The sequence below is a fragment of the Jatrophihabitans sp. genome (genome assembly GCA_036389035.1).
Lineage (GTDB): Bacteria > Actinomycetota > Actinomycetes > Mycobacteriales > Jatrophihabitantaceae > Jatrophihabitans_A.
Map to the genome: position 1 here is coordinate 1 of DASVQQ010000010.1, position 26,762 is coordinate 26,762.

Sequence of the window (26,762 nt, forward strand, 5' to 3'; positions counted from 1 at the left end):
CGTGCGCGACATCGAGTTCGTCGCCGCCTTCGACGTCGACGCCAAGAAGGTCGGCCGCGACCTGTCCGAGGCCATCGTCGCCAGCGAGAACAACACCATCAAGATCGCCGACGTGCCTCCGATGGACGTCACCGTCCAGCGCGGCGTCACGCTGGACGGTCTCGGCAAGTACTACCGGGAGACGATCGAGGAGTCCGAGGCCGAGCCGGTCGACGTCGTGGCTGCGCTGAAGGACGCGCGCGTCGACGTGCTCGTCTCCTACCTCCCGGTGGGCTCGGAGGAGGCCGACAAGCACTACGCGCAGTGCGCCATCGACGCCAAGGTGGCGTTCGTCAACGCGCTGCCCGTGTTCATCGCCGGCACCCCCGAGTGGGCCGAGAAGTTCCGCGCCGCAGGCGTCCCGATCGTCGGCGACGACATCAAGAGCCAGGTCGGCGCGACCATCACCCACCGGGTGCTGGCGAAGCTGTTCGAGGACCGCGGCGTGGTCCTCGACCGCACGATGCAGCTCAACGTCGGCGGCAACATGGACTTCATGAACATGCTGGAGCGCGAGCGGCTGGAGTCGAAGAAGATCTCCAAGACCCAGGCCGTCACCTCCAACATCGACCACGACCTGGGCTCGCGCAACGTGCACATCGGCCCGTCGGACTACGTCCAGTGGCTCGATGACCGCAAGTGGGCCTACGTCCGGCTCGAGGGCCGCGCGTTCGGCGAGGTGCCGCTGAACCTGGAGTACAAGCTCGAGGTGTGGGACTCCCCGAACTCGGCCGGCATCATCATCGACGCCCTGCGCGCGGCCAAGATCGCCATGGACCGGGGCGTCGGCGGCCCCATCCTGTCGGCCTCGGCGTACTTCATGAAGTCCCCGCCGGAGCAGCACGACGACGACACTGCCCGCGACATGGTCGAGGCCTTCATCCGCGGTGAGATCGAGCGCTAACTGTCCTTGTTGGGCACGCCATTGTGCGGCCCGAATCCGCGCGCTGAGTCGATCTCATCGCGGATTCGGGCCGCACAATTCGTTTGTAGGGGTCAGCAGTACACGCAGGTGAGGAACCAGTAGTAGCCGGTCACATATCCGTGCAGGTAGGTCTCCTGCGCGCCGGAGAGGTTGACCAGCTCGACCGTGTCTTCGACGCGCTTGTTGATGGTCAGCTCGGTGGGCTGGCGGGCCGGCGTCGAGGACAGCGTCACCGTGCGGCTCCATGGACTATGCGGGTTGTACAGCCCGAGCAGGGTCGGTTGCCCGGGCTGGTCGGGAGAGAGAACGATGTTGTAGGCCAGCGTCAGCTCGTCGGTGACCCCCAGGTACAGGGGGAGCGGCTGCTGTTGGAACAGCCGGAGCTGCGTTCCGGAGCGGGTCCCCAGCATGGCCTTGATCGGCGTCGGGCTGACCGCGACATAGTGGCCCTCCACCACCTGGAAGTCTGGTGAGTCCGAGCCTGGCAGGTAGTAGCCCATCAGGTCGATGACCAGGTGGACGCCGGCGGTGCTCGACTGGCTGAAGGTGAGCTTGCCGTCGCTGTTCACCTTGACCACCCGCTGGGTCTGCATCGGCTGCGGCGCCGTCCGGTTGCCGAGGAACCGCATGTGCAGGGTGGCCTGGCGGCCGTCGCCGGTGGTGACGCTCAGCAGGCCGGTGGCACGCGCCGACAGCACCGCGATGTTCAGCACCACGGCGCTGGCGCCGCCGGCCGGGATGCCGCCGCGCCCGGGCATGGCCAGGGTGATCCTGCGGCCGGGAAGCAGCGGGCTGGTGGCCCGGGTGTCCAGGATCCTGGAGTCGAGGGCGGCGAACGTGCCGGACCGGGTGGGCGTACCGGGCTTGTAGTCGCCCAGCACCTCGACGATCAGGTGCACGGCCGTGGCCGAGTTGTTGCGGATGGTCACCCCGCCGTTCGCGCCCAGCTTGACCGTCAACTGCTGGCTGATGGTGCTGCCGCCGACCAGCGACATCGTCACGTGGCCGTTCCAGACGGAACCGCTGGGGTACACCGACAGCGACCCGGCCGGGGCGTTGCCCGGCACCGTCACCTTGATGACCGCCGCCGGTGTCCCTGCCCGCCTGACGGGGGCGGTGACGGTGTGCCTGGGCGCGACGGCGCCCAGCCGGCCGCCGAGTCCGGACCGGGTGTCGAGCACCCGGACCGGGTTGCCGCGGACCGGAAAGTAGCTGCCGGCACCCGGGTCGGGGAACTGGGAGGCAGCCGTCCGGGAAGCGGACAGCGTGCCGGGAGCGGCCCCGACCGGCGGACTCGTCAGCAGTCCGACGACCAGCGAGCAACCGGCGAGGACGGCGAGGATTCTGGACATGGCGCGCTCCTCTGAGCCACCGGGATCCGGTCGCATCGGCCGGTTACGCCCCTTACTGGCTAGACACCTGACGTCGGCAATCCGTTGACAGCTCAGCTGACTTTTTCCGACCGCTTTCGCCATGGGGCGGCCCCGAATCCGCGGTGAGAGCGGGGTACTGGCGGCTGTGACCAGGCCGTCCCGACCCTGGTGAGGACGCGGGCGTCGCGGTTGACGGCGACGCAGAACTGCGGGGTGGCACAGGAGACCTTGCGCAGCTCCATGATGTCGATCCGGACCGGCTGTGACCAGGCGCCGTTGTCGTAGCTCACCGCCAATCCCTCGGCGTCCACCGCGACGCAGGACGTCGTAGAGGCACAGGACACCGAGGTCAACCTGCGAGCGCCGTCTATCACCACCGGCTGCCCCCACCCGTTGCCGGTATAGCTGACCGCGCGTCCAATGCGATCCACCGCGACGCAGAAGGTGGGACTGGCACACGACAGCGCCGAGACCTCCTGCCCGGGAAACGCATCGGTCCAGGCGCTCCATCCCGCCTCGGTGTAAGTACGCGCCCCGCCCCAGCGGTCCAACAGCACACAGAAGTCCTGGGAGGTGCGGCCGGTCGAAGGTCATCGACCGGCCGTCGTGGTCGATGGCCATGCAGAGGCTGGGGGAGGAGCAGGACACCCCTTCCATCGTCCTGCCGGCGTCGATCTGGACCGGCGCCGACCAGTGGTCTCCGTCGTAGCCGATCGCTGCCCCGGAGCCGATCGCGACGCAGAAGGTCTGCGACACGCACGAGACCGGCCGCCGGCCGGGCTCGTCGCCGGCCGGCCCGCCGCCGGCGAGTATCAGCCCTGCCGGCCGCCGGCCTAGTTCAGGCCGACGTCCACCGGAAAGGTCGACAGCAGCGACAGCGGCGCGGGCTGGCGGCGCAGCACCGTGCGCCACAGGGTGCCCGGCTGCGGGGAGAAGACGTCGTCCAGGCCGCCGGCGACCACGAACCAGCCGCCCGCGGCGATCTCGGCCTCCAGCTGGCCGACGCCCCAGCCGGCGTGGCCGGCGAACACCCGCAGGCTCTGCGCCCCGAGCGCGACCTCGGCCGGCTCGGCGTCCAGGTCGACCAGGGCCAGCCCGCCGCTGACCGCCCGCAGGCCGTTGCCGGCGTCGGTGGCTCCGGACAGCCGGCCCAGGCCCAGGGCGCCGTCGCGCTGCACCGGCCCGCCGTTGAAGACCACCGACGGATCGCTCATCACCTCTTGCCAGTTCGGCAGGATGTGCCCGACCGGGGTGTGCGACGGCCGGTTGATGATCACCCCGACGGTGCCTGTGTCATCGTGCTCGATCAGGAACACCACGGTGCGGAAGAACTCCGGGTCCGCCAGGGACGGCGCGGCGATCAGCAGGCGGTGGGCAGCGGGCGGCAACTGCCAGCTTGGTTCGGCGGGCACCATTACATCCTGCACCAATACTGTGCGTCGCGGGCTAACGTCGAAGGCTCGTGCGCCGAACGGAGTACGTACGGGTTGCCACGGCAACTCGAGAAGAAAGCGGATCACGTGACACCCCTGGTCGAGCACCTGCGTCCGGCCCAGCCCCTGCTGGCTCGGCTGGACTTCCGTCGACTGCTGTCGGTGCGGCTGTTCGGCCAGTTCGCCGACGGGGTGTTCCAGGCCTCCCTGGCCGGCACCATCCTGTTCAACCCCGAGCGCCAGGCGCAGGCCGCCGACATCGCGGCCGGTTTCGCGGTGCTGCTGCTGCCGTACTCGGTGCTGGGCCCGTTCGCCGGCGTGCTGCTGGACCGCTGGTCACGCCAGCGGGTGCTGCTCGGCGCCAACCTGCTACGGGCGCTGCTGGTCTGCGGGGTGGCCGCCGAGATGGCCGTCGGCGTGCACGGCATGCCGTTCTACCTGAGCGCGCTGGTGGTCATCTCGGTGAACCGGTTCGTGCTGTCGGCGCTGTCGGCGTCCCAACCGCACGTCGTCGAGCCCGAACGGCTGATCACCGCCAACGCGGTGTCCACCACCTGCGGCGCCGTGGTGGCCGCGACCGGCGGAGCCCTGGCCATCACGCTGCGCGCGCTGCTGGGCGGCAGCAACATCGACTACGCCGTGGTTGCCCTCGGCGCGGCGGCCGCCTACGCGCTGGCCGGCTGGCGGGCCTCGGGCTTCCACCTCCTGCAACTCGGCCCGGACGAGGACACCCGCGAGCACTCCGATTCGGTGCGCAACGTGCTCACCGGGCTGGCCGACGGCGCCCGGCACGTCCGCTCGCACCCGTCGGTGCTGCGGGCCTTCGCGGTGATCGGGGTGCACCGCTTCGCCTACGGGGTCACCGCAATCTGCACCCTGCTGCTCTTTCGCAACTATTTCTCCGATGCGGGAGTGTTCCGGTCCGGGCTCGCCGGCCTGGGCCAGGTGGTGGCCGCGATCGCGATCGGCGGCGGCCTGGCAGCCCTGCTGACCCCCATCGCCGCGCGCCGGATCGGCTACACCCGGTGGCCGGCGGCCCTGCTGATGCTCGCCGGAGTGGTGGAGTTGACGCTGGGGCTGCCGTTCAAGCTGCAGACCTTCCTGCCGGCCGCCGCGCTGCTGGGCCTGGCCGCCCAGGGGGTGAAGATCTGCGTCGACACCCTGATCGCCCAGCGGGTGGCCGATGACTACCGGGGCCGGGTGTTCTCGCTCTACGACACCCTGTTCAACGTGATCTTCGTGGCGGCCGGGGTGCTCACCGCGCTGGCACTGCCCGAGAACGGCAAGTCCACCACCGCGGTGACGGTGATCGGCTTCGCCTACCTGATCACCGGGGCGGTGTACCTGTTCGCCCGCGACACCGATCCGTTCGCTCCGGTCGGCGGCGTGCCGACCACCCTTCCGGTCAGGGACGAGTCCCCCCACGCCGAGCCGGTCAGGACGCAGTCCCCCTGGGACGAGCCGGCCATAACCGAGCCGGTGCGAGCCGAACCCGTCCGGGCTGCCCGGCCGGCCGCCCGGGACGCGGTGCGCCCGCTATAGCCGAGGCTGCGGGTCCTGCTGGCCGGCATGCCAGGCCCGCAACGCCTGAACGGCCTGCTCGTGGGTCAGCGGCCCGTGCTCCATCCGCAGTTCGAGCAGGTGCTTGTAGGCCTTGCCGACCAGCGGCCCCGGCTCGAGCCCCAGGATCGCCATGATCTCGGTGCCGTTGAGGTCGGGCCGGATCGCGTCCAGCTCCTCCTGCTCACGCAGCCGGGCGATCCGCTCCTCCAGCGCGTCATAGGTCGCGGCCAGCATGGCGGCCTTGCGCTTGTTGCGGGTGGTGGTGTCCGAGCGCACCAGCTTGTGCAGCCGGTCCAGCAACGGCCCGGCGTCGGCGACGTAGCGCCGGACCGCCGAGTCGGTCCACTCACCGCGTCCGTAGCCGTAGAAGCGCAGGTGCAGAAAGACCAGCCGGGCGATGTCCTCGGTCTGGTCCTTCGGAAACTTCAGCGCCTTCAGCCGGGCCTTGGTGAGCCGGGCGCCGACCACCTCGTGGTGGTGGAAGGTGACCAGCTTGGCCCCGCCCGGACCGTCGGCGAACCGCCGGGTGTCCGGCTTGCCGATGTCGTGCAGCAGCGCCGCCCAGCGCAGCACCAGGTCGGGCTCGGCGCCGGGTTCGCGCTGCTCCAGCTCGATCGCCTGGTCGAGCACCTGCAGGGTGTGGGCGTAGACGTCCTTGTGCTGGCCGTGCTCGTCGGCTGCCATCCGCAGCGCCGGCAGCTCGGGCAGCACCACGTCGGCCAGGCCGGTGTCGACCAGCACCTCCAGCCCCCGGCGCGGGTGCTTTCCGCCGATCAGCTTGTTCAGCTCGGCCTGCACCCGCTCGGCGGTGATCCTGGCCAGCTCGCCCGAGGACTGCCGGATCGCCTCGATCAGCGGCTCGGCCGGCGTGACCCCGAGCTGGGACACGAACCGGGCGGCCCGCAGCATCCGCAGCGGGTCATCGCCGAAGGACTCCTCGGGGGTGGCCGGGGTACGCAGCACGCCCCGCGCCAGATCGGCCAGCCCGCCGTACGGGTCGACGAAACCGCGGTCGGCCACCGAGACCGCCATCGCGTTCATGGTGAAGTCCCGCCGGCGCAGGTCCTCGGTGATGTCGGCGCCGAACGCGACCACCGGGTTGCGGCTGACCCGGTCATAGCTGTCGGCGCGGAAGGTGGTGATCTCACACGGCTGGCCGCCGATCTGCGCGCCGATGGTGCCGAATTCGATGCCGGTGGTCCAGGTGCCCGACGCCAGGGGAGACACCAGCTCCAGGACCCGCTCGGGGTGGGCGTCGGTGGTGAAGTCCAGGTCGTTGACCGGACGGCCCATCAACGCATCGCGCACCGGGCCGCCGACCAGGTAGAGCTGGTGGCCGGCCGCGGCGAACACCTCGCCCAGCCGGGCGGCCACCGGTGGGATCGGCACCAGCTCACCGGGGTTGCCGACCGCGGCCGGCGCTGCCGTATCGCTGCGATGCTCGCTCACCGGCCCACTAATCGCCGCGCCGTCCTGGGAAGCCTTGGCTCCCGTATCGCTGCGCTGCTCGCTCACGTCCACTGACCCTACTGAACCGCCAAGTAGCATCGTTGGCATGTCCCGTGCGTCGAACAACCGGCGTCCACGGCTTCCCCGGGTCGACGAGACCAGCGCCGGCGGGTTGGTGCTCGACCTGTCCGGACCCGTGCCGCACGGTGCGCTGATCGGGCGCACCAACAGGCGTGGACGCCTGCTCTGGTCACTGCCCAAGGGCCACCTGGAAGCGGGCGAGACCCTGGAACAGGCGGCGATCCGCGAGGTCGCCGAAGAGACCGGTATCACCGGCGACATCATCGGCAGCCTGGGCACCATCGACTTCTGGTTCGTGGTCGACGGCCGGCGGGTGCACAAGACCGTCCACCATTACCTGATGCGCGCCGTCAGCGGCGAGCTCTCCGACCAGGACGTCGAGGTCACCGAGGTGGCCTGGGTGCCGTTGCCGCGCATCGCCGACCGGCTGGCCTACTCCGACGAGCGCGGGCTGCTCGATGAGGCCTGCCGGTTGCTGCGGGACACCGCGTGAGCCGGCGCGGCCCCCGTCGAGCACTGACCGGCCGGCTGCCGGCCCTGACGGTCGCCGCGGCCCTGAGCCTGCTCAGCGTGGTCAGCGTGGCGCTGGCGCCGGCCGGCGGCGCGACCGGCCGGCCGCGGACCGCCGCACCGGCCGCGATCACCCCGGTCTCGATCACGCTGAACTCGATGAGCCCGCGCAGCCCGGACGCGACCAAGTCCAGCCAGCCGGTCACCTTCGCGGTGACGCTCACCAACAACACCGACAACACCTACTCCGACGTCGAGCTGGGCCTGCGCCGCGGCCTGTCGATCGGGCGCCAGGAACTGCTGGACGAGGCCCTCAAGCAGCCCCCGGACACCGACTACCAGGTGCCCGAGCCGCTGCGACTGGGCAAGCAGCTGTTGCCGCGGCAGAGCCTGAACCTCAGCTACCGCACCACCAACAACGACCTCTGCCTCTGCTTCGACGGGGTCTACCCCTACGCCCTGGTCGTCCGGGCGGTCAGTAACCCCAGCGTGGGCTCGGTGGAGCTCGGCCGGCTGCAGGTGTTCGTGCCGTCCTTCATAAACGTGCCCCAGCCGGTCCTGCACGGCTGGGTCTGGCCGCTGCTCGACACCCCGCACCGCTCGGTGGACGAGGGCGTCTTCCTGGACGAGCAGCTGGCGGGCTCGGTCGGACCCGGCGGCCGGCTCGACCGGGCGCTCAGCACCGCCGAGCTGGTCGCCGGCAAGGCCCGGCTGACCCTGCTGGTCGATCCCGACCTGCTGGACAGCCTGGCCGTGATGGCCGGACCGGCCGGCTACAAGGTGCGGGCCGGCACCGGAACCGTCCCGGGCACCGGCGGCCGGCTCGCCGCCGACTGGCTGGGCCGGCTCAAGCTGCTGCAGGCCGAGCACGACGTGGTGCTCACCGCCTACGCCGACCCGGACGTCAACGCCGTCTCCCGGGCCGGCCTGAAGTTCTCCACCGCCCTGGAACCACAGGTGCAGGCGCGGATCGCCCCCACCCTCAACGGCGACTTCTCCTCCGACCTGCTCACCTGGCCGGCCGGCAGCGCGCTGACCGGCAAGGCGCTGAACGCCCTGGTGGGTGGCGGGGCGTCGACGGTGCTGCTCAGCGACGCGGCGCTGCCCGGCCAGAACGACACCGAGCCGCGGCCCGACGCGCTCTCGCCGCTGCCCTCGGCGGCCGGCAAGGCGCTGGCCCTGGTCACCGACAGCGCCATCCAGGCCACCGTGGCCCGGGCGCTGCGGATGGGCTCGGCAGCGGCCAACGACCAGCAGACGTTGCTGGCGCAGCTGGCGATCCGGGCGGCCCAGCAGCCCGAGCGCAGCCACTTCGTGGTGATCGCGCCCGACCGCTACATCAACGCCAACCCGGTGACGGCGGCCCAGACCATCCTGGCCGCGAACGGAGCCAGCTGGGCGCGTCCGATCGCCCTGCGCTCGGCGCTGCGGACGGTCACCCCGGTGGACCGCGGTGCCCTGCACACCGGCGCCGAGAGCGCCGCCGCCGAGCTCAACCCGTCCGACATGGCGGCGCTGCGCCGGATCGAGCAGCAGGTCGCGTCGATGAACGAGGCGCTGCGCGACAACGACGCCGCCGCGGAGTTGCTGGGCGGCTTCAACAACGGCATCAAGCGGGCCGAGTCGAGCGCGTGGCGGCGCAACCGGGCCGGCGGCTCGGCGGTGACCCGCAGCCTGCAGACCCGGATGAACCAGCTGACCTCGGCCGTGTTCCTGGTGCAACCGGCCGACGGCACCTACAGCCTGTCCTCCTCGGACTCGCCGGTGGTGGTGACGGTCTCCAACCAGCTGCCCCGGCCGGTGACCGTTCAGGTGAGGGTGACGCCGGCCAACGGGGTGGTCGGCTTTCGGGCCCCGCCGGCACAGCAACAGACAATTCCGGCGCGCAGCATCGCCACCATCCGCATCCCCACTCATGTCGACCGGCTGGGTAAGTTTCGGGTCGTGGCAGTGCTCAGCACGCCGGACGGCCGGCAACTCGGGGCCGGCGTGACCCTCAACCTGCGGGCGACCTCGATCGGCACGGTCACCAAGGCGATCACCGTCGTCGCGGTGAGCGTGCTGGTGCTGGCGCTGCTGCGGCGGCTGGTGCGGCGAATCCGCCACGGCTCCAGCAGGGCCCTGGCCGGCGCGGCCTCATGACCGAGGACGGCTGGTCACCGCCCAAGATCTACGGCACGCCGATCCCGCTGCCCAGTGACGCCTCGGCGCTGGCCGTGGAGACCGCCCAGCCCGACACCGGCGACGCCTGGAGCGCGCCGATCTATCACGGCCCGCGCCGGCGCCGGCCCCGCTCGTTCGAACAGCCCGCCGAGCAACCGGTCGGCGCCGGAGCTGCGGCCGGCCCGCTCGGTGCGGCCACCGCCGCGCCACCCCGGGCAGAGCCGCCCGGAACTGGACCGTCGGCCGCTCCCGACGCCCCGGCCCAACCGTCCCCGGCCACAGCCGCCCCGGGCGAGCCGCCCCAGGACGAGCCGGTCGAACCCAGCCTGATGGCCAGCAGCCGGACGATGGCGATCGCCAGCATGGTCAGCCGGGTCACCGGCTTCCTGCGCAGCGTGGCCATCGCGGCCGCGGTCGGGGCCGGCCTCTACAGCGTCGGCGACGCCTACGGCCTGGCCAACACGCTGCCCAACATGGTCTATGAGCTGCTGCTCGGCGGGGTGCTGACCAGCGTCCTGATCCCGGTGCTGGTCAAGGCCCAGCAGGACGACCAGGACCGCGGCCTGGCCTACACCCAGCGGCTGCTGTCGATCGCCACCGTCGGGCTGGGCGGCGCCACCCTGCTCGCGGTGCTGGCGGCGCCCTGGCTGATCGGCATCTTCGGCGGGCCGCCGCAGTACCGCTCGGTGGCCGCGCTGTGGGCGACCCTGCTGCTGCCGGAGATCTTCTTCTACGGCCTCGGGGCGATGATCGCGGCGATCCTGAACTCCCGGCACATCTTCGGCTGGCCGGCCTGGGCGCCGGTGATGAACAACCTGATCACCATCGCCGCGGCGCTGCTGTTCCTGCTGGTACCAGGCCCGGCCAAGCTCAGCACCGGCAACATCACCAACACCCAGATCCTGGTGCTGGGCATCGGCACCACGCTGGGCATCGCCGCGCAGGCGCTGGTGCTGCTGGTGCCGTTGCGCCGCAGCGGCTTCGTCTGGAAGTGGCGGTTCCGGGCCTCGCCGAACGAAGCCGGCCGGATGGCCGAGTTCCGGACCCTGACGCTCTGGGTGCTGGGCTACGTGGTGGTCAGCCAGCTCGGGGTGGTGGTGATCAACCGGGTCGCCAACCAGAACGGCGGCGTGCAGATCTTCGCCTTCGCCGACCTGCTGTTCATGGTGCCCTACGGCATTCTCGGGGTGTCGCTGCTCACCGCGCTGATGCCCCGGATGAGCCGGTCGGCGGCTCGTGGCGACACCACCGCGGTGCTGGCCGACCTCGAGCTGGGCTCCCGGCTCTCGGCGGTGGCGCTGGTGCCGATCTCGGTGGGGCTGATGGTCTTCGGCCCGGCGTTCACCAGCGTGATCCTGCTCGGCCGGTACAGCCAGAGCAACGCCCAGCTGACCGGCCTGGCGCTGGCGGCCGGCGCTTTCGGGCTGGTGCCCTTCGCCGTGGTGATGCTGCAGCAGCGAGTCTTCTACGCGATGCGCGACGCCAGGACGCCCACCTTCATCAACGTCGCCATGGTGGCCACCAAGATCGCCCTGGTGCTGGCCGGCAGCGGGCTGCTGGAGGGCCGGGCGGTGATCATCTGCCTGACCGTGTCCACCTCGGCGTCCTACCTGGTGGGCTGCCTGGTCGGGCACCAGCTGCTGCGCCGCCACTTCGGCCAGGTGCGGTTCGCCCCGGTGGCCCGGACCGTCGGGTGGATCGCGGCGGCCTCGGCCGCCGCGGGAGTCGTCGGCCTGCTGGTGGTGCTGGCCGGCAACGCCGTGCTCGGCGGTGGCCGGCTGGCCGCGCTGGCCGAGCTGGTGGTCGGCGGCACGCTGGCCGGCGTCGTCCTGGTGCTGCTGGCGCTGCGGCTGCCGCTGCCCGAGGTGGCCCAGATCGCCTCGGCGGTGCGTGGTCGGGCCGGTCGAGATCCCGCCGGCGCGACCGCCGACGCGACCGCCGACTCGAGGGCCGGTGCGGGGCCGGGGCCGGAATAGCGTTCGGCCTAAACTGGTTGTTGACGCCGACTCCGCTGATCGGCGGAGGAGTCAGGCGGGATCGAGGTAGTTGTGAGCGAGAACCACCGCAAGGTGATCGTGGTCGGTTCGGGACCGGCTGGTTACACGGCGGCCCTGTACCTGGCGCGGGCCGACCTGCGGCCGCTGGTCTTCGAGGGCAGCCAGTACGGCGGCGCCCTGATGAACACCACCGACGTCGAGAACTACCCGGGCTTTCCGTCCGGGATCATGGGCCCCGAGCTGATGACCCAGTTCCGCGACCAGGCCGAGAAGTTCGGCGCCGAGCTGGTCAGCGACGACGTCGTGTCGGTCGACCTGGAGTCCCCGGTCAAGGTGGTGCGCACCCTGTCGGGTGAGTTCACCGCCGACGCGGTGATCCTGGCGATGGGCTCGGCGTACAAGAAGCTGGGCGTGCCGCGCGAGGACGAGCTGTCCGGGCACGGGGTGTCCTGGTGCGCGACCTGTGACGGTTTCTTCTTCCGCAACCAGCACATCGTGGTGGTCGGCGGCGGCGACACCGCGATGGAGGAGGCCACCTTCTTGACCCGGTTCGCCGAGTCGGTCACCGTCGTGCACCGCCGCGACACGCTGCGGGCCTCGCGCATCATGGCCGAACGGGCGAACGCCAACCCCAAGATCCGGTGGGCCTGGAACTCAGAGGTCGCCGAGATCCACGGCGACAACAAGGTCACCGGCCTGACCCTGCGCGACACCCGCACCGGGCAGACCCGCGAGGTCGAGGCCACCGGGCTGTTCATCGCGGTCGGCCACGACCCGCGGTCGGAGCTGGTCAAGGGTCAGGTCGAGCTCGACGACGAGGGCTACATCCTCACCGAGGGCCGCTCCACCCGCACCAACCTGGCCGGTGTGTTCGCGGCCGGCGACGTGGTCGACCACGTCTACCGGCAGGCGATCACCGCGGCCGGCACCGGGTGCCAGGCAGCCCTGGACGCCGAGCGGTTCCTGACCGCGCTGGAGTCGGTCGGCGACGCCCAGCTCGCCGCCATGGAAGGCTGAGACAAGCGCGTTGGGACAAGCCGCCAGGAATGCCGGGACCAGCCGCCGCTGGCGCCCGCCTCGGCGGACGCTGGTCGGGAAGGGTTCAGGCCCGTCCCGTGTTAGGACTACAGCACATCACTCGAGCTAGAAGGAGTTGCCGTTATGGGTGCCAACACCCCCGCCGTCACTGACGCGAGTTTCGCCAAGGACGTCCTGCAGTCGGACAAGCCGGTGCTGGTCGACTTCTGGGCCGAGTGGTGCGGGCCGTGCCGGTTGGTCGCCCCGGTGCTCGAAGAGATCGCCAGCCAGCACGGTGAGAAGCTGCAGATCGTCAAGCTCAACATCGACGAGAACCCGCAGATCGCCCGCGATTACCAGATCATGTCGATCCCGACCATGTCGGTGTTCCAGGGTGGCAAGGTCGTCAAGACCATCGTCGGCGCCAAGCCGAAGGCCGCGCTGCTCAACGATCTGGCCGCCTACATCTCCTAAAAGCCTGCGTTCCATCGCAGCCGCGTTCCGCCACGCCGGGTCGGCCCTTACGGGCCGGCCCGGCGTTCGGCTGTCTGGGGCACGGCTGCTCGCCGACGGGGCAGGACCCGACGAACTACCGAGACCGTACCGCCACCTAACCGCAATCTAACCGACATCTAACCGACACCTAGCTGTGACCTAACACGTCGAGGCGTAACGTCCCGGGGCAGAAATCGTTGGAAAAAGGTCCGCGCGGCCAGCACCCACCCGTCAGGCCGCCCGTCATGCCGGCTCACCCCGCCGGCCGCTCCGGAGGTTTTACATGACCAAACACCCCCGCTGGCGCACAGCCGGCCTGGCCACCGTAGGCCTGTCAGTCATCCTGACGTTCGTCCCCGCGACGCAGACCGTCGCCACCCCCACCCAGGACACCGCAGCCGTCTCCAGCAGCCAGGGCCAGGCCCTGCGAGCGATCGAGGGCCGCTACCTGGTCACCCTGGCCGGCACCACCTCCCCCGCCGGCACCTTCCTCACCACCGGCAGCACCGCTGCCGTCTCCGCCCTGATCGCCTCGGCGGGCGGCACGATCGTGAACAACCTGTCCCGCCAGATCGGCGTCCTCACCGTCCAGTCCGCCAACCCCGCCTTCGCCCAGCTGCTCGACGCCTCGCCGCTGGTGGACTCGGTGGGCAACGACTTCGCCGTGCGGGTGCACGAATACCCTGCCCCGGACCCGTCCGCCGACCCGCTTGAGCCGCTGCAGTGGGACATGCGCCAGATCAGGACCGAGCAGGCCCACGCGATCCAGGCCGGCAGGTTGGCCGTGGACGTCGGCGTGCTCGACAGCGGGATCGACGGCCGGCACCCGGACTTCCAGAAGGCCGGCGTCTCGAACGTGGACTGCACCCGCGGCCGGAACTCCCTCGCGGCACTGCCTCCCGGCGTGGCCGTCGGCGTGCCGGACCCCTGCACGGACAACCAGTTCCACGGCACGCACGTCGCCGGCACCATCGGCGCCCGGGCCAACGGGATCGGCATGGTGGGTGTCGCTCCCAACGTCACGCTCGTCCCGGTGAAGGTCTGCGACACGACCGGCTACTGCTACGCCAGCCCCGTCGTGGACGGCATCACCTACTCCGGCGACCAAAAGTTCGACGTCATCAACATGAGCTTCTTCGTCGATGACAACGAGTTCCAGGAGTCGACCGAGTTCAAGTGCGCCTCCGACCCGATCCAGCGCACCTTCCGGCACGCCGTCGAGCGCGCCATCCAGTACGCCCGCAGCCAGGGCGTCACCCCGGTCGCCGCCCTGGGCAACTCCGACCAGGATCTGGCTCACCCCGTGGATGCCAGCGGGCAGCCCATCTCCAACGAGTGCGAGGTCGTGCCGGCCGAGACCCAGGGCGTCATCGGCACCTCGTCGCTGGGCCCCGCCAGCGAAAAGGCCTTCTACTCCAACTACGGAGTGGGCATGAACGACGTGTCGGCCCCGGGCGGCAGTGGTGGCACCGGTAACTGCGCGACCACCATTCTGTCCACCTTCCCCGGTGGCGGCTACGTCTGCATCCAGGGAACGTCGATGGCATCCCCGCACGCTGCTGGGGTCGCCGCGCTCATCATCAGCCAATTCGGTGAGCTCGGCCAGGACGGCGACGTGAAGATGCCGCCGCAGAGTGTCGAGGCCCTGTTGCAGGCCACCACGGTCGACATCGGCCTGCCCGGCTACGACGAGTGCTTCGGCCACGGTCGGATCGATGCCCTGCGGGCTGTCACCGCGGACACCGATAACCTCTACGACGCGACCGCGCCGCCCTGCCCCGAGTACACGGAGTAGGAACCGTCAGCACTGGGAATTAGCCCGTAAGTAAAGGGACTCAGCGCTCGACCCCCAACGGGGGCCGAGCGCTGAGTCTTGCTCAAAGCCCCTGGCGCGCTGTGGCGCCGGCCCGACAGCCTGAAGGCCCTGGCTCAGCGGGCGGGAGTCAACGAGCCGACGTTCGTTCCGAAGATCCGCTCCAGGGCGTACTCGACGTCATAGCGCCACGACACGGTCGACCTCAGCTCCATCCGCAGCCGTGGATAGGCCGGATGCGGGCGCACGGTCTTGAACCCCACCGACCGCAGGTAGCCGGCCGGCAACAGGCAGCCGCGCGACAACGGGCCGGTGGACCCGAAGGCCTCCACTGCCTTGACCCCCCGCGGCACCAGCTCGGCGGCCACCGACTGCGCCAGCATCCGGCCGATGCCGCCGGAGCGCCAGTGCGGGGCCACGTAGGCGGCCAGCAGCAGCACCGCGTCACCCGACACCGGCGAGGTGGGGAACGACATCGAGCGGGGCACGAAGCCAGGCGGCGCGAACAGGGCGTAACCCACCGGCTCACTGCCGGCGTAGGCCACCTTGCCGCAGCTTCCCCAGTCCAGCAGGGTCGCCGACAGCCACGACTCCTTGGCCAGCTTGGCCTCGTCCGGCGGCATCGGCCGCGGATCGGCCAGCGGGCCCAGCTCCCAGAACAGGCAGGTCCGGCAACTGTCCGGCAGGTCCTCGAGGTTGTCCAGGGTGAGTGGCACCACCCGACGAGAGACCGACATGCCGACTAGTCAAGCCGACCCGGGTCATAGCTGTCCAGGAAGGTCCCCAACCGCCGGATCGCCTCGGTCAGGACATCGGCGTGCGGCAGCGTGACTATGCGCAGATGATCCGGCTTAGGCCAGTTGAATCCGGTGCCCTGCACCAGCAACACGTGCTGGTCGCGCAAGAAATCGAGCACGAAGCGCTGGTCGTCGGTGATCGGGTAGTGCTCGGGGTCCAGCCGCGGAAAGACGTAGAGAGCCCCCTTCGGCTCGACGCAGCTGACGCCCGGGATGGCCCGCAACGCCGCCACCGCCGCGTCGCGCTGCTCGAGCAACCGGCCGCCGGGCAGCACCAGGTCCCGGATGCTCTGCCGGCCGCCGAGAGCGGTCTGAATGGCGTGCTGGGCCGGCACGTTGGCGCACAGCCGCATGTTGGCCAGGATGGACAGGCCTTCGAGGTAGCTGGTGGCATGCTGCTTCGGGCCCGAGGCCACCATCCACCCGGACCGGAACCCGGCCAGCCGGTAGGCCTTGGACAGGCCGTTGAAGGTCAGGGTGAACAGGTCGGGAGCGAGCACCGCGAACGGTGTGTGGGCGGCGTCGTCGTAGAGCACCTTGTCATAGATCTCATCGGCCAGCACCACCAGGCTGTGCTGGCGGGCCAGCTCGGCGAACTCCTGCAGGATCTGCTCGGAGTAGACCGCGCCGGTCGGATTGTTGGGGTTGATCAGCACGAGCGCCTTGGTCCGAGGGCTGATCTTGGCTCTCAGGTCCTCCAGGTCGGGCTGCCAGCCCGCTGACTCGTCGCAGCGGTAATGCACCGGCAGGCCGCCGGCCAGCGAGGTGGCCGCCGTCCACAGCGGGTAGTCCGGTGCGGGAATCAGCACCTCGTCGCCGTTGTTCAGCATCGCCTGCAGCGACATCACGATCAGCTCGCTGACACCGTTGCCCAGCCACACGTCATCGACGGTGACCGCGGGATCCAGCCCGCGCTCCTGGTAGTGCTGCACCACGGCGGTGCGCGCCGACAGCACCCCCTGCGAATCGGAATACCCTTGCGCGTTACGGAGATTGCGGATCACGTCCACCAGGATCTCGTCCGGTGCGGTGAAGCCGAACGGCGCCGGATTGCCGATGTTCAGCTTGAGGATCGAATGGCCCTGGGCCTCCAGCCGCTTAGCCTCGACCAGCACCGGGCCGCGGATGTCGTAACACACATCAGCGAGCTTGTTCGACTGAGTCAGCTCCATCCGACGAGGGTTTCATACCGAGATGTACCAAGGCCATCCCGAGGATTTCCAACGGCCTTCGTGATACACACCAGGCATGGAATTCACCGAGGTGGTGCGCAAGCGCCGGATGGTCCGCGCCTACGATCCGGACCGGCCGGTGGCCCGGTCGGTACTGACCGAACTGCTCGAACTGGCGATCCGGGCGCCGTCGGCCGGGTTCAGCCAGGGCTGGCACTTTCTGGTGCTCGACACCGCCGAGGACCGGGACGTGTTCTGGAACGCCGGCGCCGACGACCCGGCGGCCGAACCCGACCCCTGGCTGCGCGGCATGCGATCAGCACCCGCGTTGATCCTCGCGATGTCGGACAAAATGGCTTATTTGGATCGGTATGCGGCTGCTGACAAGGGCTGGACCGACCGCGACGAGGCCCGTTGGCCGGTGCCGTACTGGGATGTCGACACCGGCATGGCGAGCTTGCTGATCCTGCTGGGCGCCGTCGACCACGGGCTCGGCGGCTGCTTCTTCGGGGTGCCGGTCGAGGGGCACCAGCAGGTGAAGCAGGCCTTCGGGGTGCCCGAACGGCTGTCGATCGTAGGGGTGATCAGCCTCGGCTACCCCGCGCCCGACCGCAAGTCGCCGTCGCTGAAACGCGGCCGGCGGCCGGTGACCGAGGTGGTCTCCTACGGCCGGATGCGGCCCGAGCCGGCGCAGCCGGGCAGTTAGCCCTGCGGGGCGGTCGTCGCCGTCGCCAGCTGAGGGGCGATCACGGCGATGATCCGCTCCAGATCGTCGATCGAGCCGAACTCCACGGTGATCTTTCCCTTGCGGCGGCCCAGCTCGACCTTCACGCGGGTTTCCAGGGTGTCCGAGAGCTTGCTCGCGAGCTCGCCGAGGGCGGGGGCGGTCGGTCGGCGGCTGGGCTTGGCCCGGCTCTTCGGCACTGCGCTGCCCACGGCAAGGGTGACGAGTTCCTCGGTCGCCCGTACCGAGAGCCCCTCCGCGACGATCCGGCTCGCCAGCTCGTCCTGCTGGTCGCGATCCTCCAGGCCCAGCAGCGCCCGGGCATGCCCGGCGGACAGCACCCCGGCAGCCACCCGGCGCTGGACCGGCACCGACAGGTTCATCAGCCTGATCGTGTTGCTCACCTGCGAGCGGCTGCGCCCGATCTTGCTGGCCAGCTCCTCGTGGGTCACGCCGAACTCCTGCAGCAACTGCTGGTAGGCGGCCGCTTCTTCCAGGGGATTGAGCTGAGCCCGGTGGATGTTCTCCAGCAGCGCGTCCCGCAGCATCGCCTCGTCAGCGGTCTCTCGCACGATGGCCGGAATGGTGTCCAGGCCGGCGGCGATCGCGGCGCGCAGCCGGCGCTCACCCATCACCAACTCGAAGCCGGAGCCCTGGGGACGCACCACGATCGGCTGAAGCACGCCGAACTCTTTGATCGAATGGCTCAGCTCGGTCAGGGCCTCCTCGTCGAAGACCTGCCTCGGCTGCTTCGGGTTGGTGGTGATCTGATCCGGTCGGAGCTGCCGCAGCGTCGTGCCGGGCACCGGCGACGGGTCGAAGTAGAAGTCGGTCGCCGACGAGGCCGACAGCGAGGACAGCGACGGCACCCGGTTGACGACCTTGACGCCGCCGCCCGCCGGACTCGCCTGGTTCGTCGGTCGAGCGGTGACCTCGGCGTCCTGGTGGTCGGCGGCCACCGGCTCGGGGTCCTCCGGGTACCGGTAGTCGGGAGCCTCGATATCAGCCGGCTGAGCAGGAGCCGTCGGGATCAGGGCGCCCAGGCCTCGACCGAGGCCACCGCGTCGTTGGGGTTTGGTCATTACCGCGCCTCCCGCTGCTGCTCGTCCTGCTCCGGCTTGGCGGCGCCGCGCTCGGCAAGCTCGCGTGCGGCCTCGAGGTAACTGACCGCCCCGCGGGAGCCTGGGTCATACGTGATCACGGTCTGGCCGTAGCCAGGAGCCTCCGACACCCGGACGTTGCGCGGAATGACGGACCGGATCACCCGGTCACCGAAGTGCTGGCGCACCTCGTCCGCCACCTGGTCGGCGAGGCGGGTGCGGCTGTCGTACATGGTGAGCAGCACGGTCGACACCTCGAGGGCCTCGTTGAGCTGGCTCTTGACCAGCTCCACCGTGTTGAGCAGTTGGGCGAGGCCCTCCAGCGCGTAGTACTCGCACTGGATCGGGATCAGGATCTCCTTGGCGGCGACCAGGGCGTTCAGGGTGAGCAGCCCCAGCGCCGGGGGAGAGTCGATGATGACGTAATCGACCTTGTCGGTGTAGCTCACCAAAGCCCTGCGCAGCCGGTGCTCGCGGGCGACCTGGGACGCGAGCTCGATATCCGCGCCGGCCAGGTCGATGGTGGCGGGCACGCAGCGCAGCAACGGAGCGGCTTCGACCGGCACAGCCACTGCCGCGAGTGACATGCCGCCGAGCAGGACGTCATAGACCGAGGGCGTGCCGGCGGAGTGCGGTACCCCCAGCGCGGTGCTGGCGTTGCCCTGGGGATCGAGATCGATCAACAGCACGTTCAGGCCATGCAGCGCCAACGCCATCGCCAGGTTGACGGCAGACGTGGTCTTGCCGACCCCGCCTTTCTGATTCGCCACCGTGATGATCCGCCGCTGGGCCGGCGCGGCCCAGGACTGTTGCCGGACATTGCGCACCTGAACAGCCTGCATCGCCTCGCGAGCAATCGGGGTGTTGTTGAGGGATGTTTCACGTGAAACATGAGGTTGCCCGGGATGGAGTGCCTCATGGGCCAGGTCAGCCTGCAGTGCCTCGTAGAGGTCGGTACCGAGCGATGTTTCACGTGAAACATGCATGCCGTTCCCGCTTTCGGACCGCCAGCCGCCGGGGGCCGCGCCAGCTGCGGTCGGAATCGCGTCGTCCACGGAGGCAGGGGCTGGCTCGGACTGCTCTGAAGCCAACGGAATTACGGTACTGCGGATGGAAATAGTGTCGAGCTCGTCCGGCATCCCGGATGTCACCTCATCGGCTGGTCGGTGGAGCTGGCTACTCACATGGCTACTCACGCGCGCCGGTTCATCGGCGGAGTGCCGGAAGGCTCAAGCCCGCCGAGCGGGCTGAAACAGGCTGATAGTGACAAAACGGGTGCTGGGGCTACTTGCGCACCAGGTGCACGACCCGGGTGGGCGGATCTACCAGTTCGGCGCCACATTCGATGACCCCTCTAACCTCGGCCCGCATCCGGGTCAGGAACTGCTGATGCTCGCTTACTTCGTCCTCAGCGCTTGCTCCCTTGAGGGCGAGCAAGCTGCCACCTGGTCGCAGTAGCGGAAAGCTCCATCGGACCAGCCGGTCCAGTGGCGCCACCGCGCGCGCCGTCACGAACTGCGCTGAACCTACCGTGTTACGCACGGCGCTGTCCTCCGCCCTGCCCCGGATCACCCGAACTCGATCGGCCAATCCCAGCGCGGCCACCACTTCGGTGAGAAAGTCGGTGCGCCGGAGTAACGATTCCACCAGATCGACCGTCAGATCGGGACGAACGCACGCCACTGCCAAGCCGGGCAAGCCGGCCCCGGTGCCGATATCGACCAATCGTGCGTGTTGCGGGATCAACTCCGCCAGAGCCACCGAATTCAACAGGTGGCGATCCCACAACCGTGGCACCTCGCGGGGGCCGAGCAGGCCGCGGGAGGTCCCGGGTCCGGCCAGCCACTCGGCATAGCGCGTCAGCAGCTCGGCGGCGGGGCCGAACCGGCGCAGCACGATCTCGGGCGGGGCCGGGGCTGCCGGCCCGGGCTGAGCAGGCGGCCCGTCCGGCGCTGATGGCGCGGCGGCAGGACCGCTGCCGGTCACGTGGCCGGCAGGACCACAACCCGCCGGTTCGGCTCCTCGCCCTCGGACTCGCTCAGAACACCGTCGGTGGCCGAGATGGCGTCGTGCACCACCTTGCGCTCGAACGGGTTCATCGGCGACAACCGGACGGGGGCGCCGGAGCTCAGCACCTCGGTGGCGGTCTGCTTGGCCAGTGCGGTCAACTCGTCCCGGCGGGCCCGGCGGTGTCCGGACACGTCCAGCATCAGGCGGCTGCGGATGCCGGTCTGCTGCTGCACCGCCAGCCGGGTCAGTTCCTGCAGGGCGTCCAGGGTGGCGCCCGCCGGGCCGATCAGCGGCTGCAACTCGGAGCCGACAATGGCGACCATGGCCCTGCCGTTCTCGACGTCGAGGTCGATGTCACCGTCATAGTCGACGATGTCGAGCAGTCGCTCGAGGTAGTCGGCGGCGATGTCACCTTCCTGGACCAGCAGCGACGGGGCGTCCCTCTCAGGCCCTGATGTGGCGGTGTCGGGCGAGGCGGTGTCGGTCATCAGCAATCCCTCGTTCTTTCTCTCACTGCGCAGGTTGCAGTGCTATGGGTGGGACAGGCTCGCCGGCTAACGGCGTTTCTTGCTCGGAGAACGCTTGTTGCCGGAAGGCCGGTTGCCGGCGGGGCGCTGGCCGCGACCGGGCGAGGCGGACCCGGCCGGAGCAGCGGCGGACCCGGCCGGAGCAGCCGCCGCGTTGTCTACCGGTTGGCTGACGGCCGGCTCGGATTTGGACAGGTTGACCTGGGCCCCGGCGCCATTGGCCGTGCCCTTGGCGTTGGCAGCCTTCGCCGTCCCAGCAGCCTTCGCCGTCCCAGCGGCCTTCGCCGTCCCAGCGGCCTTCGTGGTCCCAGCGGCCGGCGTCGCGGCGCTCGCGGTGCCCCGTCCGGGGGTGGCGGGGCGGGGAGCGGTGCCGGGGCGGGTGCCCTTGGGGCTGACCGGCTTCTGCCCGACCTTGGGGGCCAGCGTCTTACCCACCTGGCCGGCCGGGACGTCGGCGGTGGCCGCGGCGGTGCCGGGAGTGTGCGGGTGGTACTTGAAGATGTAGTACTGCTGCCCCATCGTCCACAGGTTGCTGGTGAACCAGTACAGCAGCACCCCGATCGGGAAGATGAAGCCCGACACCAGGACGGACACCGGGATGCCGACCAGCATCAGCTTCTGGATCATCGCGGCCTGGCCCTCGGGTGGGGTGGTCTGGTTCTGGATCACCGCCCGCTGGGTCAGGTAGGTCGCCAGGGCGCTGATGATCACCAACACGATGGTGACGATCCGGGTGGTGCTGACGTCTCCGCCGAGTTCTCCCTGGATCTTCTCCGCCGAATCCCGCAGCTGGGCGGCCAGCGGGGCGTCGAAGAGCTTGGCGGCGGCCGCGTCGGTGGTCTGCTGCTCGGTGAAGCTGTACAGCGTCAGGCCGCGGGAGCCGGGCGGCAACCCGACCGAGTTCGAGATGTGCTTGAGCACGTGGAACAGCGAGATGAAGATCGGGATCTGCAGCAGCATCGGCAGGCAGCCCGAGATCGGGTTGAACCCCTCGGACTGCTGCAGCGCCATCATCTCGCGCTGCAGGCTGGCCTTGTCGCCCTTGTGCTTCTCCTGCAGCTTCTTGATCTTGGGCTGCATCTCCTGCATGCGGCGCTGGTAGTGCACCTGCTTGATGAAGAACCGGAACATCATCAGCCGGGCCGTCACCGTCAGCATGACGATCGACAGCGTCCAGGTCAGGCCGCTCTTCTCGTCCATGCCGAGCCAGGTGAACAGCTGGTACCAGCGCAGCAGCACCCATGAGATGGAGGTGTAGAGGAAATCCAGCATCAACCAGCCTGTTCTAGGAGAGTCTTCTCATCCGACGAGTCGGTGCCGGGATCGGTTCCCCCTGGCGCAGGCCCTTCGGCCTCGTCAAGCGGTGGAACCGGGTCATAACCACCAGGTCGAAAGGGTTGGCACCGGCCAAGGCGCTTGATTCCCAACAGAGCACCTCGAACCAGCCCAAACCGTGAGATAGCGGTCGCGGTGTAGGCGCTGCAGCTGGGGGTGAACCGGCAGGCCGGGGGACGCCGGCAGCTCCAGGCGCCCTGGTAGAAAGCGATTGCCGTGAGCGCCGCGCGCGCCGCCGGTCCGGGACGGTCCGTCATCGACTGGATCCGCTCCCTTCCTTGCTCGCGCCGGCCCGCTGCTCGGCCTGGGAGCTCAGCTTGTCCAGGGCTCGACCCAGATCACGGCCGAGCGCTGCCGACGAGGCGGTCGAGGTCTCGGGAAGGGCGCGTACCACCAGCCTGGCTCCACTCGGAATGCGATCCAGCCGTTCCTGGAGTTGGGCACGCAACCGGCGGGATACCCGGTGACGCACCACACTGCCCCCTACCGCCTTGCCCACCACCAGCCCGGCCCGGCCAGGGTCGTCGGGACCGGCCGGCTCGGTGAGCAGGTACACCACCATCGAGCCGCTGCGCGCCCGCCGGCCGTGCTTGGTCACCGCGGTGAAGTCAGCGGCCGACCTGAGGCGATGAGCGGCGGGCAACACCTGGGACGACCGGCTCAGGCGGACAGTTCGCCGCGGCCCTTGCGCCGGCGGGCCTGCAAGATGGCGCGACCGGCACGGGTCCGCATCCGCAGACGGAAGCCGTGGGTCTTGGCCCGGCGGCGGTTGTTCGGCTGGAAGGTCCGCTTGCTCACGGTCTGGCTCCATCACAATTCTTCACGCCTGGTGCGCGACTGGCGGGCGCACTCGGCTGGGTTAACGACGTCGCGCCCTACTGGGTCGTGACTTTGGTGGAACGGCACAGGAAGTGACCGGCGAAAAGAGACGGCACACGAGAGTTCAACGGTACGGATCGACCCCTACCGAGGTCAAACCGGCGCCGGGCCGGCCAGCTCCCCTCAGCAGGGCCCACATCGCTCATGTCTTGCCCGCCGGCGCAAGTGGGCAACTCGCGAGTTGCGTCCGGGCAACTCGACACGCCCGAAGTGGCCTCAAAGTGGCCCTCCGGCATTGTGAGTTGGCCTGCTCCGCTGTTAGGTTGTCGGCTCGAACCCAAACGCTGCGGGATTTGAGCGAGACTTCGGCCAGCAGGCCGGAGTTGTTTCGGCACCCCTCCACAACCTGTGGATAATTGTGTGGATAGAGATCCGGGTATCGGATTGCCGCGGTGAGCAAGTTCATCCGGTCGGGCAAGGGCCGCGGTGCGGTGCACGAGGGCAATGACCGAGGGAGTGAATCCAAAGTGGCGGACGAGCTCGCCGATCTCGCGGATGTCTGGCACCGCGCGATCAACCAGCTCGACGACCCCTCGGTTCGGCCCCATCAGCGCGCCTGGCTGAGCCTGACCCGGCCGATCGGGCTGCTGGAGGACACCGCGCTGCTGGCCGCGCCCAACACCTATGCCAAGGATTACCTGGAGAACAACCTCCGACCGCTGATCACCGCGACCCTGAGCGAGGCGCTCGGCCGCGACATCAACGTCGCCGTCACGATCCAGCCGATGGAGCCGGGCGATCGGCCGAGCGCCGCGGTCGAGGACGCCGAGGACGCCGAGATCGACACCTACGACCGGTTCTACGACGGCGCCGACGAGCGGGTCGACGCCCTGGTCGACAGCCGGCTGGACAGCCTGGCCGACGGGCGGATCGACGGCCCGGCGAACCGGGCGGGCCGCGGGATCTTCGGCAGCGTGCCGACCCCGGCGATGGTGCGGATCGACCACGACGCCCGGCTCAATCCGAAGTACACCTTCGAGACCTTCGTCCCCGGCTCGTCCAACCGGTTCGCCCACGCCGCGGCGGTGGCGGTCGCCGAGGCGCCGGCCAAGGCCTACAACCCGCTGTTCATCTATGGCGAGTCCGGCCTGGGCAAGACCCACCTGCTGCACGCGATCGGCACCTACGGCCGCCGGCTGGAACCGACCATGCGGGTCCGCTACGTCTCCAGCGAGGAATTCACCAACGACTTCATCAACTCGGTCCGGGTCAATGACGTCCAGTCCTTCCAGCGCCGCTATCGCGACGTCGACCTGCTGCTGATCGACGACATCCAGTTCCTGGAGCGGGCCGAGCAGACCCAGGAGGCGTTCTTCCACACCTTCAACACCCTGCAGTTGGCCAACAAGCAGATCGTGATCTCGTGTGACCGCAAGCCCGAGCAGCTGTCCGGGCTGCAGAACCGGCTGGTCACCCGGTTCAAGTCGGGGCTGATCACCGACGTGCAGGCGCCGGACCTGGAATTGCGGATCGCGATCCTGCGCAAGAAGGCCGCCAAGGACGGCATGACCCTGCAGCCGGGCGTCATGGAGTTCATCGCCTCCAAGATCCAGAGCAACATCCGCGAGCTCGAGGGCGCGCTGATCCGGGTGGTCGCCTTCGGCAGCCTGAACAAGCAGGACATCGACCTCAAGCTCGCCGAGATCGTGCTCAAGGACCTGATCTCGGAGTCAGACCGGCCCGACATCACCGCCTCGACGATCATGGCGGTGACGGCTGAGTACTTCGGCATCACCCTGGAGGACCTGACCGGCGGCTCGCGGACCCGGGTGCTGGTCTCGGCCCGCCAGATCGCGATGTACCTGTGCCGGGAGCTCACCGAGCTGTCGCTGCCCAAGATCGGCCAGACCTTCGGCGGCCGCGACCACACCACGGTGATGCACGCCGAGCGCAAGATCCGGTCCCTGATGACCGAGCGCCGCAACGTCTACAACCAGATCACCGAGCTGACCAGCCGCATCAGGACCCGCGCCCGCTCCTGAGCGCCGGCTGAGCGCCGCTGTCCCGCCGCTCGCCCTACCGGTAGTCCCTCCGCCGCGTCCACTTCGAGGTTGCCCGTGGGGCGTCGCCGGTAACCGGGTGCTTCCACACAGTGTGGGCAGGCGTGTGGACAAGGTTCGCCGTTGATGTGGAGGACGACTTCGAGATTGCTGTCGTCCACTTCGACGTTGCTCGCCTCTCAGGTTGTCCAGCAAGCCACCCACACCCGGACATGCCTGCTGACCAGGGCAAACACCGGTTATCCACAGTGTCCACAGGCCTTATGACGACGATTACTTAGCTCTGAATAGAAAGACAAGAACTACCTATAGGCGCTGGGGACGAGGTGCGTCGGGGGCGGCCTGCCCGCCGCGGCCCGGGACGGCTACGGTGAAATCTCGGGGTCCACGAGTGGCCGGGCACGGCATCGAAAGCTGGAGGCGGGCATGGAGATCGGTCTGATCGGACTGGGCAAGATGGGCGGCAACATGGCCGAGCGGCTCCGCAACGGCGGTCACACCGTCGTCGGGTTCGACCGGTCGCCCGAAGCGGGGCGCGATGTCGCCTCGCTCGAAGAGCTGGTCAGCACGCTGACCGCGCCCCGGACGGTGTGGATCATGGTTCCGGCCGGCGCGGCGACCGATGACACCGTCCACGCCCTCGGTGGGCTGCTCGCCGAGGGCGACCTGGTCATCGACGGCGGCAACTCCAAGTACACCGACGACGCCCGGCACGCCGAGCTGCTCGGCGCCAAGGGCATCTCCTTTCTCGACGCCGGCGTCTCCGGCGGTATCTGGGGCCTGAAGAACGGCTACGCCCTGATGGTCGGCGGCCCGGCCGCCGACGTGGCCCGGGCCCAGCCGATCTTCGACACGCTCAAGCCCGAGGGCGAGGGCGGCTTCGTGCACGCCGGCACCGCCGTCGGCGCGGGACACTTCGCCAAGATGGTCCACAACGGCATCGAGTACGGCATGATGCAGGCCTATGCCGAGGGCTACGAGCTGATGGCGGCCTCGCCGCTGCTGGACAACGTCGCCGAGACGTTCAAGTCCTGGCAGCAGGGCACCGTCATCCGGTCCTGGCTGCTGGACCTGGCGGTGCTGGCGCTGCAGGACGACCCCGAGCTGAGCAAGCTGCGCGGCTACGCCCAGGACTCCGGCGAGGGCCGGTGGACCGTCGAGGCGGCGATCGACAACGCCGTTCCGCTGCCGGTGATCACCGCGGCGCTGTTCGCCAGGTTCGCCTCCCGCCAGGAGGACTCGCCGGCGATGAAGATGGTGGCCGCCCTGCGCAACCAGTTCGGTGGCCACGCCGTCGAAGCGGTCGGCAGCGTGTCCGCCTCCCAGGCCATCTCGCCCGGCGCCTCCTAGAGCGTCCCGC

General features: G+C 69.6%; 25 protein-coding genes. 11 read left to right on the forward strand and 14 right to left on the reverse strand.

Annotation, left to right across the window (positions count from 1 at the left end):
• The coding region (locus tag VF557_06760) for an inositol-3-phosphate synthase (protein HEX8079894.1) at positions 1 to 943 on the forward strand (943 nt) is incomplete at its 5' end.
• Between the two features lie 92 nt (positions 944 to 1,035).
• On the opposite strand, the gene VF557_06765 is transcribed toward VF557_06760, so the two are convergent.
• The 3 genes from VF557_06765 to VF557_06775 form a co-directional block, all read right to left on the reverse strand.
• On the reverse strand, positions 1,036 to 2,316 hold the full coding sequence (locus VF557_06765) for a hypothetical protein (protein HEX8079895.1): 1,281 nt from the start codon (positions 2,314 to 2,316) through the stop codon (positions 1,036 to 1,038).
• A 92-nt stretch (positions 2,317 to 2,408) separates the two neighbouring features.
• On the reverse strand, positions 2,409 to 2,894 hold the full coding sequence (locus VF557_06770; protein ID HEX8079896.1) for a hypothetical protein: 486 nt from the start codon (positions 2,892 to 2,894) through the stop codon (positions 2,409 to 2,411).
• Positions 2,895 to 3,170: 276 nt separating this feature from the next.
• On the reverse strand, positions 3,171 to 3,749 hold the full coding sequence (locus VF557_06775) for a YqgE/AlgH family protein (GenBank protein HEX8079897.1): 579 nt from the start codon (positions 3,747 to 3,749) through the stop codon (positions 3,171 to 3,173).
• A 108-nt stretch (positions 3,750 to 3,857) separates the two neighbouring features.
• On the opposite strand from VF557_06775, the gene VF557_06780 reads away from it, so the two are divergent.
• Positions 3,858 to 5,312: an MFS transporter gene (locus VF557_06780; GenBank protein ID HEX8079898.1), complete on the forward strand. Its 1,455-nt coding sequence runs from the start codon at positions 3,858 to 3,860 to the stop codon at positions 5,310 to 5,312.
• Here the strand turns inward: VF557_06780 and VF557_06785 are convergent.
• Positions 5,307 to 6,848 carry a CCA tRNA nucleotidyltransferase gene (locus tag VF557_06785; protein HEX8079899.1) on the reverse strand — a complete coding sequence of 514 codons (1,542 nt, stop codon included), beginning with the start codon at positions 6,846 to 6,848 and terminating at the stop codon, positions 5,307 to 5,309. The two genes, VF557_06780 and VF557_06785, sit on opposite strands and share 6 nt — an antisense overlap.
• A 40-nt stretch (positions 6,849 to 6,888) precedes the next feature.
• On the opposite strand from VF557_06785, the gene VF557_06790 reads away from it, so the two are divergent.
• From VF557_06790 to VF557_06815, 6 genes are all read left to right on the forward strand, one after another.
• A complete protein-coding gene (locus VF557_06790; protein HEX8079900.1) occupies positions 6,889 to 7,356 on the forward strand; it encodes an NUDIX hydrolase in 468 nt (155 codons plus the stop codon).
• Positions 7,353 to 9,515 carry a hypothetical protein gene (locus VF557_06795; GenBank protein HEX8079901.1) on the forward strand — a complete coding sequence of 721 codons (2,163 nt, stop codon included), beginning with the start codon at positions 7,353 to 7,355 and terminating at the stop codon, positions 9,513 to 9,515. The genes VF557_06790 and VF557_06795 overlap by 4 nt, the downstream gene beginning before the upstream one ends.
• Positions 9,512 to 11,512, forward strand: a complete 2,001-nt coding sequence (gene murJ / locus VF557_06800) for a murein biosynthesis integral membrane protein MurJ (protein ID HEX8079902.1) — start codon at positions 9,512 to 9,514, stop codon at positions 11,510 to 11,512. Before VF557_06795 ends, murJ begins: the two co-directional genes overlap by 4 nt.
• A gap of 72 nt (positions 11,513 to 11,584) precedes the next feature.
• Entirely contained in the window at positions 11,585 to 12,550 is a 966-nt protein-coding gene (gene trxB / locus VF557_06805) for a thioredoxin-disulfide reductase (GenBank protein HEX8079903.1), read from the forward strand.
• Between the two features lie 144 nt (positions 12,551 to 12,694).
• Complete coding sequence (trxA, locus tag VF557_06810; protein ID HEX8079904.1) at positions 12,695 to 13,024, forward strand: thioredoxin; 330 nt, start codon at positions 12,695 to 12,697, stop codon at positions 13,022 to 13,024.
• A gap of 304 nt (positions 13,025 to 13,328) precedes the next feature.
• The gene (locus tag VF557_06815; GenBank protein ID HEX8079905.1) at positions 13,329 to 14,840 is read left to right on the forward strand and encodes a S8 family serine peptidase; all 1,512 of its coding nucleotides are present in this window, start codon (positions 13,329 to 13,331) and stop codon (positions 14,838 to 14,840) included.
• Between the two features lie 134 nt (positions 14,841 to 14,974).
• Here the strand turns inward: VF557_06815 and VF557_06820 are convergent, their stop codons facing one another.
• On the reverse strand, positions 14,975 to 15,595 hold the full coding sequence (locus VF557_06820; GenBank protein HEX8079906.1) for a GNAT family N-acetyltransferase: 621 nt from the start codon (positions 15,593 to 15,595) through the stop codon (positions 14,975 to 14,977).
• A gap of 5 nt (positions 15,596 to 15,600) precedes the next feature.
• Positions 15,601 to 16,827, reverse strand: coding sequence for a pyridoxal phosphate-dependent aminotransferase (locus VF557_06825; GenBank protein HEX8079907.1), 1,227 nt, complete (start codon positions 16,825 to 16,827; stop codon positions 15,601 to 15,603).
• Positions 16,828 to 16,903: 76 nt separating this feature from the next.
• Here VF557_06825 and VF557_06830 point away from each other — a divergent pair, with 76 nt between their 5' ends.
• Complete coding sequence (locus tag VF557_06830) at positions 16,904 to 17,533, forward strand: nitroreductase family protein (GenBank protein HEX8079908.1); 630 nt, start codon at positions 16,904 to 16,906, stop codon at positions 17,531 to 17,533.
• Here the strand turns inward: VF557_06830 and VF557_06835 are convergent.
• The 8 genes from VF557_06835 to rpmH all read right to left on the reverse strand — a co-directional run bounded on the left by VF557_06835 (position 17,530) and on the right by rpmH (position 23,321).
• Positions 17,530 to 18,633 carry a ParB/RepB/Spo0J family partition protein gene (locus tag VF557_06835; protein ID HEX8079909.1) on the reverse strand — a complete coding sequence of 368 codons (1,104 nt, stop codon included), beginning with the start codon at positions 18,631 to 18,633 and terminating at the stop codon, positions 17,530 to 17,532. The genes VF557_06830 and VF557_06835 overlap by 4 nt on opposite strands.
• The gene (locus VF557_06840) at positions 18,633 to 19,478 is read right to left on the reverse strand and encodes a ParA family protein (GenBank protein HEX8079910.1); all 846 of its coding nucleotides are present in this window, start codon (positions 19,476 to 19,478) and stop codon (positions 18,633 to 18,635) included. Before VF557_06840 ends, VF557_06835 begins: the two co-directional genes overlap by 1 nt.
• Positions 19,479 to 19,935: 457 nt before the next feature.
• The gene (rsmG, locus tag VF557_06845; protein ID HEX8079911.1) at positions 19,936 to 20,637 is read right to left on the reverse strand and encodes a 16S rRNA (guanine(527)-N(7))-methyltransferase RsmG; all 702 of its coding nucleotides are present in this window, start codon (positions 20,635 to 20,637) and stop codon (positions 19,936 to 19,938) included.
• Entirely contained in the window at positions 20,634 to 21,149 is a 516-nt protein-coding gene (locus VF557_06850) for a R3H domain-containing nucleic acid-binding protein (protein ID HEX8079912.1), read from the reverse strand. Before VF557_06850 ends, rsmG begins: the two co-directional genes overlap by 4 nt.
• 66 nt (positions 21,150 to 21,215) lie before the next feature.
• On the reverse strand, positions 21,216 to 22,460 hold the full coding sequence (gene yidC, locus VF557_06855; protein ID HEX8079913.1) for a membrane protein insertase YidC: 1,245 nt from the start codon (positions 22,458 to 22,460) through the stop codon (positions 21,216 to 21,218).
• The gene (yidD, locus tag VF557_06860; protein HEX8079914.1) at positions 22,460 to 22,780 is read right to left on the reverse strand and encodes a membrane protein insertion efficiency factor YidD; all 321 of its coding nucleotides are present in this window, start codon (positions 22,778 to 22,780) and stop codon (positions 22,460 to 22,462) included. Before yidD ends, yidC begins: the two co-directional genes overlap by 1 nt.
• Entirely contained in the window at positions 22,777 to 23,169 is a 393-nt protein-coding gene (gene rnpA, locus VF557_06865; protein ID HEX8079915.1) for a ribonuclease P protein component, read from the reverse strand. Before rnpA ends, yidD begins: the two co-directional genes overlap by 4 nt.
• Positions 23,170 to 23,183: 14 nt before the next feature.
• Positions 23,184 to 23,321 carry a 50S ribosomal protein L34 gene (rpmH, locus tag VF557_06870; protein HEX8079916.1) on the reverse strand — a complete coding sequence of 46 codons (138 nt, stop codon included), beginning with the start codon at positions 23,319 to 23,321 and terminating at the stop codon, positions 23,184 to 23,186.
• 473 nt (positions 23,322 to 23,794) lie between these two features.
• Here rpmH and dnaA point away from each other — a divergent pair, with 473 nt between their 5' ends.
• Together dnaA and gnd are read left to right on the forward strand one after the other, a co-directional pair.
• Positions 23,795 to 25,384, forward strand: a complete 1,590-nt coding sequence (gene dnaA / locus VF557_06875; GenBank protein ID HEX8079917.1) for a chromosomal replication initiator protein DnaA — start codon at positions 23,795 to 23,797, stop codon at positions 25,382 to 25,384.
• Between the two features lie 444 nt (positions 25,385 to 25,828).
• The gene (gene gnd, locus VF557_06880) at positions 25,829 to 26,752 is read left to right on the forward strand and encodes a decarboxylating 6-phosphogluconate dehydrogenase (GenBank protein HEX8079918.1); all 924 of its coding nucleotides are present in this window, start codon (positions 25,829 to 25,831) and stop codon (positions 26,750 to 26,752) included.
• Positions 26,753 to 26,762 lie beyond the last annotated feature (10 nt).

Bases quoted from the DNA above. Each gene is read 5' to 3' on its own strand.
- VF557_06765 (HEX8079895.1), bottom strand. From the start codon at position 2,316: ATGTCCAGAATCCTCGCCGTCCTCGCCGGTTGCTCGCTGGTCGTCGGA.
- VF557_06790 (HEX8079900.1), top strand. From the start codon at position 6,889: ATGTCCCGTGCGTCGAACAACCGGCGTCCACGGCTTCCCCGGGTCGAC.
- murJ (HEX8079902.1), top strand. From the start codon at position 9,512: ATGACCGAGGACGGCTGGTCACCGCCCAAGATCTACGGCACGCCGATC.
- trxA (HEX8079904.1), top strand. From the start codon at position 12,695: ATGGGTGCCAACACCCCCGCCGTCACTGACGCGAGTTTCGCCAAGGAC.
- VF557_06815 (HEX8079905.1), top strand. From the start codon at position 13,329: ATGACCAAACACCCCCGCTGGCGCACAGCCGGCCTGGCCACCGTAGGC.
- VF557_06820 (HEX8079906.1), bottom strand. From the start codon at position 15,595: ATGTCGGTCTCTCGTCGGGTGGTGCCACTCACCCTGGACAACCTCGAG.
- VF557_06825 (HEX8079907.1), bottom strand. From the start codon at position 16,827: ATGGAGCTGACTCAGTCGAACAAGCTCGCTGATGTGTGTTACGACATC.
- VF557_06830 (HEX8079908.1), top strand. From the start codon at position 16,904: ATGGAATTCACCGAGGTGGTGCGCAAGCGCCGGATGGTCCGCGCCTAC.
- VF557_06835 (HEX8079909.1), bottom strand. From the start codon at position 18,633: ATGACCAAACCCCAACGACGCGGTGGCCTCGGTCGAGGCCTGGGCGCC.
- VF557_06850 (HEX8079912.1), bottom strand. From the start codon at position 21,149: ATGACCGACACCGCCTCGCCCGACACCGCCACATCAGGGCCTGAGAGG.
- yidC (HEX8079913.1), bottom strand. From the start codon at position 22,460: ATGCTGGATTTCCTCTACACCTCCATCTCATGGGTGCTGCTGCGCTGG.
- yidD (HEX8079914.1), bottom strand. From the start codon at position 22,780: ATGACGGACCGTCCCGGACCGGCGGCGCGCGCGGCGCTCACGGCAATC.
- gnd (HEX8079918.1), top strand. From the start codon at position 25,829: ATGGAGATCGGTCTGATCGGACTGGGCAAGATGGGCGGCAACATGGCC.